Source organism: Nonomuraea sp. MTCD27 (assembly GCF_041950495.1).
Taxonomy (GTDB): Bacteria; Actinomycetota; Actinomycetes; order Streptosporangiales; family Streptosporangiaceae; genus Nonomuraea.
The window spans coordinates 576,849-592,586 of record NZ_JBGNUW010000004.1; the positions used below are offsets into that span (position 1 = coordinate 576,849).

Sequence of the window (15,738 nt, forward strand, 5' to 3'; positions counted from 1 at the left end):
CTCATCAATCTCAGTCGTGCCGCAGCGCCGCGTCGATGTCGTCCAGCCTGGCCTGCAGCTCGCTCAGGCAGGCAGGGGTGAGCCGGCCCTCCCGCATGCGGTCGGAGAGCTTCTGGCGCAGGCTCTCGGTCCTGGACTCCGCCGGGCCGTGCCGCGGCGCCACGGCGGTGTCCAGCACCTGCCGGAGGTCCAGCACGACGTCGGCGTCGGTCGCGCCGCACGGCGTCCTGGCCTCCAGCACGGTCCTGAAGCCGGCCGCGGCCTGCTCCACCGTGATCGTCGCGGACGGCGAGCTCTCGATCAGCCGCGCCGTCGGCCCCGGCGCCGGCTCGGCCACTCGCTGCTGCTGTTGCTGCTGCGGGGGCGGCCCCGTCTGCTGCTGGAACCAGAGCATGGCGGACAGGGCGATGGCCGCCGAGCCCGTCACGGTGAGGCCGCGCCGCACGTGCCGGCCCAGCGTCACCGTGCCGAGCGCGGAGGTCAGCGCGGAGACGATCTGCGCCGCCGTCGGCCGCTCCTCCGGCTCGTGCGCCAGGCAGCGCTGGCAGAGCGAGGCGACGGCGTTCGGCACGCCGGGGACGCGGGGAGGGGGCTCGGTGCGGTGAGCCGCCTCGATCTCCTCCCACGTGGTCTCCGGGTACGGCGTCCGCCCCGTGAGCATGGCGTGCATCAGCACGCCCAGGGCGTACACGTCGACCGCCGGATGGGTCGGCGCGCCGAGCAGCCGCTCGGGGGCGACGTAGGGAGGGGTGCCGCGATCGTCGTCGGGGTCGCCCGCCCAGGCCGCGATACCGAAGTCGAGCAGCTTGGGCCCGTTGGCGGTGAGCAGCACGTTCTCCGCCGTGACGTCCCGGTGCACCAGGCCGCGGGCGTGCCCGGCCATCAGCACCCGCGCCAGCCGCAGCGCGATGGACGCCGCGTCCGGCCACGGCAGCGGGCCCGTCTCGATGCGCTCGGCCAGCGGCGTGCCGTCGAGCAGCGGCATCACGACGTAGGCCGCGACGCCGCCGCTCGTGGTGACGGTCTCGCCGTAGTCGTAGATCTCGATGGAGTCGGGATGGATGAAGCGCGCGGCGGCGCGGGCCTCGCTGCGTACGCTGACCCGATCTCCCGGGTCGGTGTGCAGCGAGGCCGTGAGCACCTTGACCGCGATCATCCGGTGCAGGGACTGGTCGAAGGCACGCCAGATGACCGACATGCCCCCGCGGGCCAGCGGGTCCAGCAACAGATACCGCCGGGCCAGCACGTCCCCAGGCTCAAGCCGACTCACGGATGACCAGTTCCGTGGGGAGTACGGGGTCGATTCCCGCGGCCCCCGTCAGGAGCAGCCGGGTGGCGACGGTGGCGAGCTCCTCGACGGGCTGGCGGATGGTGGTCAGGGCCGGGACGGTGTGCCTGGCGACCGGGGCGTCGTCGAACCCGATCACCGCGACGTCCGCCGGCACCTTGCGTCCTGCCCTGCGCAGGGCCTGGATCGCGCCCGCCGCCATCAGGTCGGAGGCCACGAAGACCGCGTCCAGGCCGGGCGCGTGGCGTAACAGCCACTGCATCGCGTGCGTGCCCGACGCGGCGGTGAAGTCCCCGTAGGCCACGGGTACGTCGGGTGCGCCGGCCGCCTGCAAGGTGCGTATGAGGCCCTCCAACCTGTCACGGGCTCCGGGTAAGGACGGCGGGCCGCCGATGGCGGCGACGTTACGGCGGCCCGACAGCAGGAAGTGTTCGGCCGCCTGACGGCCGCCGTCGAGGTTGTCGACGTCGGCGAACGGGAGTTTGAGGTCGTGGGGCGGGCGGCCGATGTTGCGCACCGGTATGCCCGAGGTGGATAACTTGATCGCCAGGGGATGACGCTCTCTTGCGCCCACGATGAGCACCGCGCCGGACAGGGCGGGCAGCGTGGATGAGGTGGGGGTGACGGTGGTCACCATGAGGTGGGTGCCGTGCTCGTTTATCACGGCGCCCGCGGCGGACAGGAGCCTGGCGTAGTAGGGCTCGGAGAAGAGCCGGGGAAGGTGGTCACAGATCACCGCTGTGACTCCGTCGGCCATGGTTTTCGCGGCCGTTCCCCGGGGTGCGCGTTGTCGGACGTATCCCATGCGGGACACGGCGTCGTAGACTTGGCGGCGGGTCGAGGTACTGACCCGCACCGAGCCTGTAAGGACTCGAGATGCGGTCGCGGGGGAAACCCCTGCAGCGGCCGCCACCTGTGCCAGTGTGGGCTGCTCGGTCATGGAGCACCTCGCGGAAAGATCCTGGGAGCGCTCCCACGTTACCAATGTTTCGCCGCTGTTAATAGGGCCTTTGCAGGGAGTGCGTCCCACTGTGCGGACGCACTCCGAATTTGCTCAGCTAGAGGCGCTGGTAACCGGCAGAGGTTTCTGTGTCGGGTGTGGATCACGGCATATTTACGTGTCCGATTTGTCTTATCCGACAATCAGGAAACCCCTCCTACCCGTGATCATTCTCCGAACTCGGCCAGATCCCCTTCGTCGATCAAGCCTTCCTGGTCCTCGTCCGGCTCCGGCTGGACCACCGGTCGGCACCCCGAGCCGCAGCCGCCGAAGCGGGAGGTGTTCACCGGGGTGAAGTCGGTCGCCGGGGTGCCCTTCAGGGCGGCGATCATGGTGTCCTTCCAGATCGGCCCGGGGATCGAGGCGCCGAAGACCGAGGCGTAGTAGCGGCCGCCGATGGTGATGTTGTTGAGCTTGTAGTCCTGGGAGCCGCGCGGGTCGCCGATGCTGACCGCCCCCGCCAGGTCCGGGGTGAACCCGGCGAACCAGGCGGTGGCCTGCGCGTCCGTGGTGCCGGTCTTGCCCGCCGCCGGACGGCCGATGCCGCCGACGCCGCGCATGGTTCCCTTGGTGAACACGCCGGACAGGATGTCCGCCGCGGCGTCCGCCACCTCGGGGTCGAGGGCCTGCTTGCACTTCGGGTTGTAGGTCTTCACCTTGCCGAAGCGGTCGGTGATCTTGGTGATCGCCATGGGCGCGCAGTACTTGCCGCGCGCGCCGATGGCCGCGTACGCGTTGGCGACGGTCACCGGGTCCATCTCGTTGGTGCCGAGCGTGAACGTCTCGTACTCCGTCAGCGCCAGGCCGTCGGAGCGCTTGATCCCCAGCGACTTGGCCGTCTGGATGGTGTCACACAGGCCGACCTTCTGCTCCAGCATCATGAAGAAGGTGTTCACCGAGCCCCAGGTGCCGGTGGCCAGCGACTTGAAGCCGCCGCCGCCCTCGTCGTTGGTGACGGTGTGGCTGGGGTCGCCGATGTTCTCGCCCTTGCAGTTCTTGAACGTGGAGTAGTAGGGGGCGCGGTAGCCGCTGCCGACGCTGAACCCGTCGTTGATCTTCATGCCCTCCTTGAGGGCGGTGATCAGGGTGAACGTCTTGAACGTCGAGCCCGCCTGGAAGCCGACGCCGCCGCCGTGCACGGCGTCCGCCACCACGTTGTACGACATCTCCTTCTTGCGCTTGTTGTTGCCGTACTTGCGGCTGGCGGCCATCGCCTTGATCGCGCCCGTGCCCGGCTCCACCAGGGCCTCGGAGGCGACCGGGTTGTCCGAGGCGAACACGTGCTTCCTGATCGCCGCGTCGGCGGCCTTCTGCATCCTCGGGTCCAGCGTGGTCTGGATCGTCAGGCCGCCCCGGTTGAGGAACTGGCTCCTGGCCTTGGCCGTCTTGCCGAAGACCGGGTTGCTGAGCACCTCGTTGCGTACGTACATGCAGAAGTACGGGTAGTCGCTGGCCCCGCAGCCGCCCGGGATGTCGATGCCCTTGTAACCGAGCTTCTTGGCCTTGGCCTCGGCGGCCTGCTCGGGCGTGATCTTCTTCAGCTCGGCCATCCGGTCGAGCACCACGTTGCGCCGCGCCAGCAGGGCCTTCTGCTGTGCCTTGCCCAGGTTCGGGTCCGTCGAGTTGGGGTCCTGCACGGCGCCGGCCAGCGTCGCGGCCTGCACCAGCGTCAGCTCCGACGCGCTCACCCCGAAGAAGCGCTTGGCCGCCGCCTCCACCCCGTTGGCGCCGGCGCCGAAGTAGGCGATGTTGAGGTACTTCTCCAGGATCTCGTCCTTGGTGTACTTGTTCTCCACCGCCATCGCGTAGCGCAGCTCCTTGAGCTTGCGCGCGTAGCTGGCCTCCAGGGCCGCGTTCCGCTCCTTGTCGGTGGTGGCCGAGTTGAGCAGCACCTGCTTGACGTACTGCTGGGTGATGGACGAGCCGCCCTGGGCGATGCCGCCCGAGGTGAAGTTCTTGGCCAGGGCCCGGATCGTGCCCTCGATGTCGATCGCGCCGTGCTCGTAGAAGCGGAAGTCCTCGATGGAGATGATGGCCGTCTTCATGATGTCGGCCACCTGGTCGAGCGCGATGCTCTCGCGGTACTCCTCCCAGAAGTAGGCGATCTCGTTGCCCTTGGCGTCCAGCACGGTCGTCCGCTCGGCCAGCGGGGGTTCCTTGAGCTCCTCGGGTTTGATGCCGAGATCCTCCGATGCCGAGACGAACATCGCTCCGGTACCCCCGACCGCGGGCAGCGCGATGGCGGCGGCCACGACGCCGGCCGCCGCCGCGGCCGCCGTCAGGCGTGCGACACTCGACAAACGGGAACCCATAACGGTAAACCCTCCCCCTCGTGGCATTTAGGGTGCATCCTAAACCCGGGCATGACGTGCTCCATGTAAAACCTTGGACGCCTTCCGCGGCTCGATTGTTCGGCCGTACGCGGGGTTTTTCGCCGGATTCAGGCGCAAACCAGGGGTTCGGGCATCTTGGGGCTCCTGCGCTGGCTGTGACGGGAGACTTTAGTTTCTGCCAGCCGGCGGCAAAGAAGCGTGTTGGCGGCGGGGCGGCCCGGCCGCGATCTGGCAACGTCTACCAGGGCATTTCTTCCTGGCCTTGGTGGAGGGGCTTATGCGTCGCGTCGGGGATGGCGAGCACGTGGATCGTCTGCTCGCCGCTGCCAGGAGTTGTTGGGGCGAGCCCGCCGGCGGCGACGGATGCGTCGTGGCGGAGGCGTACGACGAGGACCTGCGGGTCGTGGTGCGTACGCTGCTGGTGGCCAGGGCGGTCTGCGGCCTGCTCTCCGCGCGGCTGGTCGCGCTGACCGCGCCGGAGTGGCGGCGGCTGGCCGAGGCGTTCGGCGCCGCGGGGGACATCCGGCCCGACGTGCCGCCCCGCGCGCTGGTCACGAGCCGGCCGGACCGCGCCGTGCGCAGGGACGTCCCCGTCGTGCACGTGCACGGCACGGGGTCGCTGAAGGCGTACGCGCTGTTCCCCGACCAGGGCTCGTGCTCGATCGAGGACGAGCTGCCCGCCCGGGTCGGCGCGTTCTTCGAGCGGCAGGTCTGGCCGCACAGGGAGCTGATCAGGCCCGGCGCGGAGCGGGTGGCCTGGCGGGCGAAGAGCGGCTACCAGGTCCGTACGGACACCGAGCGCCGCCAGCTCCGCTACTACGGCTGCGCCCGGCTGGGCCTCGACCCCGACCGGCCCACCATCGTCGTGTTCGGCCACGCGCCGGATCGCGACGCGGAGCTGTTCGGGACGACGGCGGAGTTCGCCGCCGCCGACGAGTCCGCGAACTGGCTGTTCCTCAACCCCGCCCCCGTCGCCGGCCATCCCCGCATGAGGGGCGTGACCGGCGGGCTGTCCGCCAACCTCCTGTGGAGCATGGCGGACGTGGGCGTCACGTTCGAGGACAGCGATCTGCCCGCCTTCGGCATCCCCGTCATCCAGGCCGGCTGGTCGGAGGGCGCCGCCTGCGGGGCCACCCACGTCCCGGGCTCGCCGTCCGAACACCGGCTGCTGCTCGGGGAGGCCGTCGCCAGGCACGCCAAGGGGGAGTCCCTCCTCGGGCCCGAGCAGCGCGAGCGCGCCCGGCTGTGGCTCTGGTTGCGCCGCTGCGGCGCCGACGTGCCCAGCCAGCTCGTGCCCCACTGGGAGCACGGCGACGACTACGCCCAGGCGCTCGCCGTCAACCTGCGGCACGTCGAGCACGACGGCGACCCCCTCTACGGTGCGGTCGCCCGCATGTGGGAACGGCGCGAACCCGTCCTCACCCGATTCGACTTCCACGACCCGATTGGGCTGGCCACCACACTCACCCCCTCGAGGAGCACCAGATGAGCAGCTCAGGATCCGCCACCGACCTGGACCAGGTGATCCTTCCCGCCATCCCGCCCGTACACCTGACCAGCGGCAAGGCCGCTCCTTTGCAGGTGACCGACCGGTTGCACCGCGGCCGCCAGATCCTCGGCAGGTTCGAGACCTCAGGGCTGGCCGGCTTCAAGGTGTCGGCGCAGGGGCGGCCGCTGCGGGTGCAGGTGGCGCTGTCCACCGACGAACGGTCGGTGAGCGGCTGGCACGAGGGACGTACCGAGCCGGCGAGCACGCTGCCGCGGTTCGTCCAGATCCGCTCCCAGGGGCGGCTGCGCCAGTGCGTGCTGCTGCGCGGCCGGAAGTCGCACGCCCGGGTGGCCTTCGACCTGTCGCCGGAGGAGATCCCCGACGACGGCCTGATCTGCATCGAGGCGCTGGACATCACCGAGGGCGACGGCGTCAGCGAGGAGGTGCGCCGGGCCGTGTCGGGCCGCGTCGCCGAGGACGGCGTGGCGGGGGTGCGGCTGGACAAGGTCGTGTTCGAGGAGCCGCCGCCGGTGGACTACGATCCCGACACGCTCGACGGGTCGCGGTGCGAGCTCTACTCGCTGATCAGCGCGGGCGGGCTGGCCAACCTCAACAGGCAGGGCGTACGCGCGCTGCGCTCGGGCATGTTCGTGGTCAACCCCGTGCTCAAGGACCGGTTCGGGTCCAGCGGCCTGATCACGCTCCGGCTCGGCACCAAGGCGGAGGCGGTGAGCGTGATCCCCGCGACGTGGCGGCGGGTCAACAGCGAGCTGCGCTGGCTGCGCCACGCCACCAGGAAGCTGCTGAACTCTGCGGCGCCGTCCGTGGAGCGGGTGCTCAGCGTCAGGGACGGGGACGCGGGGGCGCCGGAGCAGAACGTGCGCGGCAACATCACCGAGCTGGTGCTGCCCAGCCCGTCGAACTCGCCGCTGCTGGTGGTCCTGGCTCCGTGCCCGGACGCCGTACCGACCCTGGAGTCCGGCACCCAGCACTAGCCTCACCGTCCGCCACTCGCCTCCGGCCGGCCACCACCGTCCGCCACTCGCCTCCGGCCGGCCACCGCCGGCCGCACTCCCTTCGGTCAGGGCGCGCGGGCCTCCCTCCAGGGAACCCGCGCCTTCCTCCCCGGGATCCGCGCCGAGGACGGACGTCGGCACCGGGTGCTACGGGCGCGAATAGTTTTCGCTCGAATAAGATGCGGGTTCATGGGCGACGCTATCGACGGGATCCTCGAGCAGTGGCGGCGCGAGCGGCCCGATCTCGACCTGTCGGCCATGGACGTCTTCGGCCGGCTCGCCCAGGCCATGCGGCTCATGGTGCCGCAGGTGGACCGGGTCTTCACCAAGCGCGGGCTCCGGCAGGGCGAGTTCGACGTGCTGGCGGCGCTGCGCCGGGCTGGGGCGCCGTACACGCTGATCCCCTCCGAGCTGTCGGAGGTGCTGATGATGTCGCGGGCCGGCATGACCAACCGGCTCGACCGGCTGGAGGCCGCCGGGCTGGTGGAGCGCAATTTGGACCCCGCCGACCGGCGCAGTTTCCGCGTCCGGCTGACCGAGGAGGGCCTGCGGATCGTCGACGACGCGCTTACCGAACACGCCGCGAACCTGGCCCGCCTGGCCTCGCCCCTCACCCGCGAGGACATGGAGACGCTCACCGTGCTCATGCGCAAGCTGGTCAGCGGTCCTCTCGGTAATCGGGGGGACGGCGGGGCCCAATAGGTCCGGAAAAATAGCGATCACCTGTGATAACGCCGCTCACTGGGCAGTTTGTCTGTGTGGGCAGAAGCGGTTTGCGCATCGAGACGACCCGGCATCTCCATTGCACGGTCATGCGCGCCAGCGGCGTGCTCGATCACGACGGCAGGGTCCGCTTCAGCGCTCGCATCAACGCCGTGTGGAACTGGTCGGCGGGACCTGTTCTGGTGCTGGACCTGGCCGACCTCGACTTCTACGACTCGTCGGTCATCGGGGTGCTGGCGATGGCGATGCAGCGGATGGAGGAGGAGGGCGACGGCCGGATCATCCTGGTGCGGCCCTCCGACCACCTGCTCTCGGTGTTGCGGCTGACGGATCTGCTGTCGCACGTGGAGTTGCGTGACAGCGTCGAGGAGACGGTGGCGGAGCTGATGCTGCGGTCGGGAGGACGCTCCCCTGAGCCCACCACCGCGATCCTGCGCGGCCCGCCGAGAGACGCGGCCTGAGCCGTGAGCCCTGAGCCCTGAGCCTGAGCCTGAGCTCTGAGCCGGTCTCGACCCCGCCCGCGCCTTTACCCTTACTGCCCGCCGTTCACAGCCGCCTTCTTACAGGCCGCCTTTCTCAAGGCCCGCGTTCTCGCAGCTCGCCTTCCTTCGGGCCCGCCTGCTTACAGCCCGTACGCCTCCAGCAGCCGCAGCCACACCTCGCTCACCGTCGGGAACGACGGCACCGCGTGCCAGAGCCGGTCGAGCGGCACCTCGGCGGTCACCGCGATCGTGGCGGCGTGCAGCAACTCGGCCGCGCCCGGCCCGACGAAGGTGACGCCGAGCAGCACCTTCCTGTCCTCGTCCACGACGGCCTTGGCCCGGCCGCGGTAGCCGTCGCCCAGCAGGTAGGCCCCGGTGACCGCGCCCATGTCGTAGTCCACCGCGCGGACCCGGAAGCCGTCCGCGCGAGCCGCCTCCTCGGTCCGGCCCACGGCGCAGATCTGCGGGTCGGTGAAGACGACCTGGGGCGCCCCGTAGCCGTCGGCCAGGTCCCGCATCGCGGGGAGCTCGTCGCCCCGCGCGCGGGCGGCGATCACGTCGCCGCAGATCCTGGCCTGGTACTTGCCCATGTGGGTCAGGAGCACCCGCCCGTTGATGTCGCCCACGGCGTACAGCCAGCCGTCGGGGACCCCGGTGGCCCGCATGCTGTCGTCCACCTTGACGGGCGCGTCGTCGGGCAGGCCCACCGTGTCGAGGCCCAGGTCGCGGGTGGCGACGTGGCGGCCGGTGGCCACCAGCAGCTCGTCGGCCTCCAGCGGCGGGCCCTCGGCCAGGTGCACGGTCGCCTTGCCGCCGGGCTCGGGGCGTTCGACCCTGACCATGTCGGCGTGGAAGCGTACGTCGATGCCGTCCTCGGCGAACGACTCGGCGAGCATCTCCCCGGCGAACGGCTCCATGCGGTTCAGCAACTGGCCACCGCGTACCAGCACGGTGGTCTGCCGGGCGCCCAGACCGTGCATGGCCTGCGCCATCTCGCAGGCGACCACGCCGCCGCCGAGCACGACCAGCCGCTCGGGGATCGAGCTCGTCGCCGTCACCTCGTGGCTGGTCCAGGGCTTCGCCTCGGCCAGGCCGGGCACGGGCGGCACGACCGCGGTGCTGCCGGTGGCCAGCACGACGGCCTGGCGGGCGGTCAGCACGCGCTCGCCGCCGTCCTCCGTGGTGACGCGTACGCGCTTGGGGCCGTCCAGGCGGCCGCGGCCGCGTACGAACTCGGCGGGCACACTCTCGACCCAGCGCACCTGGCCGGCGTCGCTGTAGTTGGAGACGGCCTCGTCGCGCCGGGCCAGCACGGCGGCCACGTCGATCTCCCCGAGCTTGAGCCCGGGAACCCGGCGCACCTCGCCGGCCAGGTCGATCGGCCGCAGCAACGCCTTGCTCGGCACGCACGCCCAGTAGGAGCACTCGCCGCCGGCCAGCCGCTCCTCGACGATCGCCGCCGTCAACCCACCCCGCACGGCCCTGTCCACGACGTTCTCACCGGCGGGACCCGCACCGATCACGATGACGTCGAATTCGTCAGCCACCCCAGCCTCCACATGTGCTCGCTCGGCTACGTTGAAATGGTTTCACGACAGGTCGGCGGCCTATCACGCCGGGCCGGAAAACCTGCCGAACCCCGGTGCAGCGGACGACTGCCGGCGTCGGCCGTGAGAGTCCTTTCATCTCGACCTCATCGTGGTCCAACGGCCGCCCGACACCCTGAAACCACCCGCGGAAGTCACCGCGGGACACCATCCAGGAGGGTTTCCATGGGTCAGGCATTACGGCGACTGCTGCTCGCCATCACGATCACACTCCTGCCGGCTGCCGTCGGCGCCATCCTCACCACAACAGCCGCCCAGGCGGCGACCGCCCCGACGAGCATCCACGTCACCACCTCGGCCGACGACGACGACGATGAGGACGACGGGGACGATGGAGACGGTGACGACGACGGTGGTGCGCCGCGTGGTGGCGTGGACACCGGTGTCGGCGGGGCGGCGTCGCGCGATGACGACGATGACGACGACGCTGCCCCTCGCGGTGGCGTCGACACGGGCGTCGGTGGGGCGGTGTCGCGGGACGACGACGATGACGATGATGGTGCGCCGCGTGGTGGCGTGGACACCGGTGTCGGCGGGGCGGCGTCGCGCGATGACGACGATGATGACGACGGCGCCCCTCGCGGTGGCGTGGACACCGGCATGGGCGGGACCGCCAGCGGTGGGACCGCCAGCGATGGGACCGTCGGCGGTGGGACTGCCACTGGTGGGTCTGACGGAAGCGGGTCCTCAAGCGGTGAGCTCACTGTGCGTGAGGCCGCGGGGAGCAGTGCGACCGACGAGGGCGGGGCGGTGCCGCTGGTGCCGCTGAGCTTGGCGGGCGCCGGGCTGTTCGCGGTGGGCGCTTACTGGCTGCGGCGCACCTTCTTCGCGAGGGGCTGACCATGCGCGCGCTCCTGGCTGCCACCGCGTGCGCCCTGCTCGCAACCAGCGCCTGCACCACCGGAAACACTTTCGGCGGCGGCCCTCACCACGGGACCGTCGGGACCGGCGACGGGGTGCGGCCTGCGGTTGGTGGCAGCGCGGGTGGGGCCAACGCACGGACGACCAACGGGGCTGGCGAGGGGTCGGCGCTGAGCGTAGGGAGTCGTAGAGGTGGGTCCGGGGACGTGGCCCAGCCCGTACGGTTACGCATCCCGGCCATCAACGTCTCCACCCGGGTGACCCCGCTGCGGCTCGATGCCGAGGGCCGTCTGATCGCCCCCACCAGGTTCGACCGGGTGGGCTGGAACAAGGCGGGGCCCGAGCCGGGCGAGAAGGGGGTCGCCGTGATCGCCGGTCACGTCGACTCCAAGACCGGACCGGCCGTGTTCTACCGCCTGTCCCAGCTGCGCAAGGGTGACCGCGTCCACGTCGATCGGGCCGACGGCAGCACGGCCACCTTCGTGGTCGGCCGCCTGGCCCGCTACGCCAAGGACCGCATCCCGAACAAGGAGGTCTACGGTTCGGGCAGGGGCCGTGCCCAGCTCAGGCTGATCACCTGCGGTGGGACGTTCGACCGTGCACGCGGCAGCTACCGCGACAACGTGATCGTGTTCGCCGGCTGAAGCGGGTGAAGCGGGTGATCCGGCTGTTGTCCGGGGCCCTGCCGCCGTAGGGCGGTGGTGCTGTGGGCCCGGGGCCTGCCGATGCGGGGTCGGCACCCTGGGTCCTGTCACCGTTGAGGCGGGGCCCGGGGTGCCGTCGTGGGGTCGGTGCCCCGGTCCCTCAGGGGCTTACCGGTGCGGGCCGGCACCCCGCGATCCGGTCATCCGTTGAGCTGGGACCCCAGGACGCTGCCGCCGTGGAGGCGACTCCACGGCGGCAGGGGCGTGTCCGCGGGTGGGCTCAGGAGGCGGCTGGTTCGTTGTCGGTCCAGCCGGACTTCACATCCGTGGTCCACGTCTTGGCGTTCAGCTGCTTGCCGTTGTGGATGGTGTCGAGCTCCGTCCCCACCAGCAGCAGGTCCCTTGTGTCGATGATCCGGGCGTGCCGGGCCTTGGTGTTGGGACGCTCCGAGTGCTCGGTGACCTTCTTGCGGCCCTTGCCCGCGTCGGTGACGGTCGCGCCGGGCATCTGGGACAGCAGCTGGTACGCGGCCATTCGTACGGCCTTGGGGGCGGGCAGGCGGTGCATCAAGTCTGCGTACGCGGACGGGAGGTCAGCGCTCGGGTCGATCGGAGGTTCGCCCGGGGTGCTGTAGAGCTTGTGCAGCCAGGTCTTCAACTCCTTCGGGTCCGTGGGGGCGGCCTGCAGCTCCTCGAACGTCAATCGGGTGTATCCCAGGAACCAGCCGTGCGGGGGCCTGGGCGGGATCACGCGGCCCTTCTGCGGCTCCATCGACAGCTCCAGCAGCATGCCTTCGGTGCGGTAGCTCCACTTCCTGGGGGATCCGTCCCGCTTCCATGCGGCTCGGTCGGCGGCGGACTTGGGTGTCGCGCCCAGCCGCCGGAAGGTCGTCCACGCCCGGCCGTCGCGCAAGGTCCAGGTCTCGCTGAGCCGCCGCTCCACCAGCCAGTACTTGTTGTCGCCCCGGCCGACCTGGCGGGGGTGGGTCATGACCTGCAGGGTTCTGGTGCGCCAGTACTTGCCCTCGGCGACCGCCTCCCGTGTCCCGACGCCGGTCCGGCCGGTGGCATCGGCGGACGTCGTGTGGCTCGCGCCAGTGAGGGCGGTAGCGGCAGTCATGTGGCCGGCAGCAGTGAGGGTGGCGTCGGCTGTCGTGTGTCCGGCGGCAGTGACGGCGGTAGCGGCTGTCGTGTGTCCGGCGGCAGTGAGGGTGGTGGCGGCAGTTGTGTGGGTTGCGGCGGTGAGGGTGGTGCTGGGCGGTGTGCGGGTCTCGGCCGTCCGGGCCGTGGTGGCTGGTGCGTGGTGGCCGGACGTCAGGGCGGGGGTCGAGTGGGCCGGCGGTTGGAGCGTGTGGGCGGCGGGTGACGGGGCCGCGAGTGCCGCTGTGGTCAGGGCCGTGGTCAGTAGGGTTCGCATGAAGGTCTCTCTTGGTCAGTCGCGCGGCTGCGGGTTGGGGAAGTCGGGCTTCTGGTCGGTCCACACGCTCTGCTCGATCGCCACGAACGACATCAGCTCCCCCGTGTCCGGTGTGAGCGTCTCGACGGCCAGTGGCTCGCCGGTCGCCGAGTCGACGATCAGCCGGGTCTGCACCTGCCGGCCCGACCGCGTGTGGCTGGGCTGGCGGTAGAGGACGGCCTGTCCGGTCCGGCCGAGCTGGTCGGTCGCCGGTCCCTGGGCGATCACCCCGGGCAGCGAGGCCATGAGCCGGTAGGCCGCGGCCCGGACCTCGGACGGGACGGGGACGTACGCGATCAGGCTCTGCAGGTTGTGCAGCAGGCCCTCCATGTCGCCGGAGGAGGGCTCCATCAGGGCGCGCAGCCCTTCCGGGGTGGCGGGGAGCTGGTCCATGTCGGCCAGCGTCTTGCCGGTGAAGAGCAGGCGCCACTCCACGTCCCGCGACTCGTACGACTCGGGCTCCCCGGGCGCGGCCTCGACGTCGAACGGGTTGCCGGCCAGGTCGGAGGGGTTGACGGTCCTGTAGGCCCAGGACGACGGCGAGCCGGCGGCGCGCCAGGCGGCCTCGTCCCGCGGCGTGGCGGGCTTGGCCCCGAGGTAGCGCTGCACGATCCAGTGGGGGTTGGTCACCTCGCCGGCCTGGATCCAGGTCTCCTCGGCGGTGGCCGTCTGGATGACGTACCGGCCGGTGGGATCGTGGAAGCGGGCGCCTCTGACCAGCTTGTTGCCCCACCAGGAGCCCTCCGCGGGCCGCTTGGCGACGGAGGTGGCGGCGGCCAGCAGGATCTGCCGCGCCGAGGGTGGCGCGACCGGTTCGGGGGCCGCGACCGTGGAGGCGATCATGACGGCCGCCGTGGCCGCTCCGGCCAGTCCCAGGCCGAACGTGGTCCAGCGAGCCGCGCGGATCCTCGCCTTCGGCGGCCGCTCCGCGGCGATCTCCCGGAGGAGCCTGGCCCGCCCCAGGGCGACCGTCTCCGTGGTGGGCCCCGGCACGGCGAGCTGCTCCCGCACCGCGGACAGGTCATCCATCTGCGTCTCCGATCATGGGATTGACGTCGCCGAGCGCGGCTCTGACCCGCTTGCGCGCCCGGTTGAGGCGGGAGCCGACGGTGCCCGGCGGGATGCCCAGCGACTCGGCCACCTCCTCGTAGCTCAGCCCGGCCACGGCCACGAGCAGCAGCACGTCCCTGTCGCCCGGGGAGAGCGCGGCCAGCGCCCCGGCGAGCGGCCCCCGCACGCTCGCCGCGTCCACCCGGCTCGGCACCCGGTCCTCGGGGCCCGCCTCGACCGGGTCGGCCGGCCGCGCGCGGCGGAACGCCGCCAGCATCCTGGTCACGCCCCTGCGGTGGCCGGCGACGAGCTTGGTCGCGATGCCGTACAGCCACGGCCGTACGGCCCCGAGCCCGGCGTCGTACGTGTGCCGCTTGCGGAAGGCGATCAGGAACGTCTCCGCGGCGAGGTCGTCGGCGGCCTCGGTGCCGAGCCTGGCGGCGAGGTAGCGGTAGATCTCCTCGAAGTAGCGGTCGTAGAGGATCGCGAACCGCTCCGGCCGGCGTAACGACTCGCTCATCACGCTCGCGTCGTCGGCCTGTCTGGGTGGATCGTCCACCTCTGGAGGGGCGGTCATGCGGGCGTCCCTTCTGTCGTTTACACCGCTACTCCACCGCTCGCCTCATTTGTCTTCACGTACGGCTGGCGTCGAAGTCCGTTAACCCGGGAGCCGTAGCGTGCTCGCATGGCGGATCGTTACCCGACGTCGGTCCCGTACCGGCAGCAGACGGACGGCTACCACACCTACCGGATCCCGGCGGCCGTGGTGACCACGACCGGTACGGTGCTGGCCTTCGCCGAGGGGCGGCGCGGCTCCGCCTCCGACTCCGGCCACATCGACCTGGTGCTCAGGCGGTCCACGGACGGCGGGCAGACGTGGGGCGCCCTTCAGGTGGTGGCCACGGAGCCGCGCCGGGGCACGGCCGGCAACCCGGCACCCGTCGTGCTGGACGACGGCCGGATCGTGCTGGTCTTCGTCCGGCAGGGCCCTTCGGCGACCGAGGAGAAGATCAGGCGCGGCCAGGTGGCGGCGGCCGACGGGCGGCGGGTGTTCGTACAGGTCAGCGAGGACGACGGCGTCACGTGGTCGGAGCCGCGCGAGATCACCGGCAGCGTGAAGCGGGCCGAGTGGCGCTGGTACGCGACGACGCCCGGCCACGCGCTCGTGCTGCGGCAGGGCCCGCACGCCGGGCGCCTCGTGGTCCCCGCCAACCACTCGCTGCCGCCGAGCGGGCAGGACAACGGGACCGAGGGCAAGTACAACGGCGGCCACGCGCTCCTGAGCGACGACGGCGGCCAGACCTGGCGGATCGGGTACGTCGACGACAACCCGGACGGGTACGTCAACGTCAACGAGACCACCGCCACCGAGCTGCCCGGCGGGCGCGTCTACCTCAACACCCGCACCGACTCCACCGCCCCCGGCACCAGGGCCGACGCCTACTCGGCCGACGGCGGCCAGACGCTGGAGCTGCCCTTCCGCCCGCAGGCCGGGCTGGTGGGCCCGGTGGTGGAGGGCAGCGTGTCGTGGTGCGACTCGCCGGACGTGCTGCTGTTCTCCGGCCCGGCCGCCCCCGACGCGCGGGCGCTGATGACGGTACGCGCCAGCGACGACCACGGCGTCACCTGGCGGGTGGCGCACACGGTGTCCGGGCTGCCCGCGGCCTACTCCGACCTGGTGCGGGTGGACGGCGACACGGTCGGCCTGCTGTACGAGACCGGGAACTTCGGCCCGTACGAGACCATCGCCTTCCGCCGGATCCCGCTCGCGGAGCTGGTCACCGGCTGA

The 15,738-nt window shown here is 71.4% G+C and carries 14 protein-coding genes; 7 read left to right on the top strand and 7 right to left on the bottom strand.

What is annotated here, in order from left to right:
* Positions 1–10: 10 nt before the first annotated feature.
* From ACBJ59_RS14920 to ACBJ59_RS14930, 3 genes are all read right to left on the bottom strand, one after another.
* Complete coding sequence (locus ACBJ59_RS14920) at positions 11–1,270, bottom strand: serine/threonine-protein kinase (RefSeq protein ID WP_375110746.1); 1,260 nt, start codon at positions 1,268–1,270, stop codon at positions 11–13.
* Entirely contained in the window at positions 1,257–2,228 is a 972-nt protein-coding gene (locus ACBJ59_RS14925) for a LacI family DNA-binding transcriptional regulator (RefSeq protein WP_364114159.1), read from the bottom strand. The genes ACBJ59_RS14920 and ACBJ59_RS14925 overlap by 14 nt, the downstream gene beginning before the upstream one ends.
* Positions 2,229–2,455: 227 nt before the next feature.
* Positions 2,456–4,588 carry a transglycosylase domain-containing protein gene (locus ACBJ59_RS14930; RefSeq protein WP_375110747.1) on the bottom strand — a complete coding sequence of 711 codons (2,133 nt, stop codon included), beginning with the start codon at positions 4,586–4,588 and terminating at the stop codon, positions 2,456–2,458.
* Between the two features lie 310 nt (positions 4,589–4,898).
* Here ACBJ59_RS14930 and ACBJ59_RS14935 point away from each other — a divergent pair, with 310 nt between their 5' ends.
* From ACBJ59_RS14935 to ACBJ59_RS14950, 4 genes are all read left to right on the top strand, one after another.
* Positions 4,899–6,110 carry a hypothetical protein gene (locus tag ACBJ59_RS14935; RefSeq protein WP_375110749.1) on the top strand — a complete coding sequence of 404 codons (1,212 nt, stop codon included), beginning with the start codon at positions 4,899–4,901 and terminating at the stop codon, positions 6,108–6,110.
* Complete coding sequence (locus ACBJ59_RS14940; RefSeq protein WP_375110750.1) at positions 6,107–7,105, top strand: hypothetical protein; 999 nt, start codon at positions 6,107–6,109, stop codon at positions 7,103–7,105. The genes ACBJ59_RS14935 and ACBJ59_RS14940 overlap by 4 nt, the downstream gene beginning before the upstream one ends.
* Positions 7,106–7,315: 210 nt before the next feature.
* Entirely contained in the window at positions 7,316–7,828 is a 513-nt protein-coding gene (locus ACBJ59_RS14945) for a MarR family winged helix-turn-helix transcriptional regulator (RefSeq protein ID WP_375110751.1), read from the top strand.
* Positions 7,829–7,884: 56 nt separating this feature from the next.
* Positions 7,885–8,310 carry an STAS domain-containing protein gene (locus tag ACBJ59_RS14950; RefSeq protein ID WP_375110752.1) on the top strand — a complete coding sequence of 142 codons (426 nt, stop codon included), beginning with the start codon at positions 7,885–7,887 and terminating at the stop codon, positions 8,308–8,310.
* A 161-nt stretch (positions 8,311–8,471) separates the two neighbouring features.
* Here the strand turns inward: ACBJ59_RS14950 and ACBJ59_RS14955 are convergent, their stop codons facing one another.
* A complete protein-coding gene (locus ACBJ59_RS14955; protein ID WP_375110753.1) occupies positions 8,472–9,878 on the bottom strand; it encodes a dihydrolipoyl dehydrogenase family protein in 1,407 nt (468 codons plus the stop codon).
* 225 nt (positions 9,879–10,103) lie between these two features.
* Here ACBJ59_RS14955 and ACBJ59_RS14960 point away from each other — a divergent pair, with 225 nt between their 5' ends.
* A complete protein-coding gene (locus ACBJ59_RS14960) occupies positions 10,104–10,778 on the top strand; it encodes a hypothetical protein (RefSeq protein WP_375110754.1) in 675 nt (224 codons plus the stop codon).
* Between the two features lie 227 nt (positions 10,779–11,005).
* Complete coding sequence (locus tag ACBJ59_RS14965) at positions 11,006–11,443, top strand: class F sortase (RefSeq protein WP_375110755.1); 438 nt, start codon at positions 11,006–11,008, stop codon at positions 11,441–11,443.
* Between the two features lie 280 nt (positions 11,444–11,723).
* Here the strand turns inward: ACBJ59_RS14965 and ACBJ59_RS14970 are convergent, their stop codons facing one another.
* The 3 genes from ACBJ59_RS14970 to ACBJ59_RS14980 all read right to left on the bottom strand — a co-directional run bounded on the left by ACBJ59_RS14970 (position 11,724) and on the right by ACBJ59_RS14980 (position 14,526).
* Entirely contained in the window at positions 11,724–12,563 is an 840-nt protein-coding gene (locus ACBJ59_RS14970) for a hypothetical protein (RefSeq protein ID WP_375110756.1), read from the bottom strand.
* 312 nt (positions 12,564–12,875) lie between these two features.
* Positions 12,876–13,928: a CU044_5270 family protein gene (locus ACBJ59_RS14975; protein WP_375110757.1), complete on the bottom strand. Its 1,053-nt coding sequence runs from the start codon at positions 13,926–13,928 to the stop codon at positions 12,876–12,878.
* A complete protein-coding gene (locus ACBJ59_RS14980; RefSeq protein WP_375110758.1) occupies positions 13,921–14,526 on the bottom strand; it encodes an RNA polymerase sigma factor in 606 nt (201 codons plus the stop codon). Before ACBJ59_RS14980 ends, ACBJ59_RS14975 begins: the two co-directional genes overlap by 8 nt.
* Positions 14,527–14,634: 108 nt before the next feature.
* Here ACBJ59_RS14980 and ACBJ59_RS14985 point away from each other — a divergent pair, with 108 nt between their 5' ends.
* Positions 14,635–15,738, top strand: a complete 1,104-nt coding sequence (locus ACBJ59_RS14985; RefSeq protein ID WP_375110759.1) for an exo-alpha-sialidase — start codon at positions 14,635–14,637, stop codon at positions 15,736–15,738.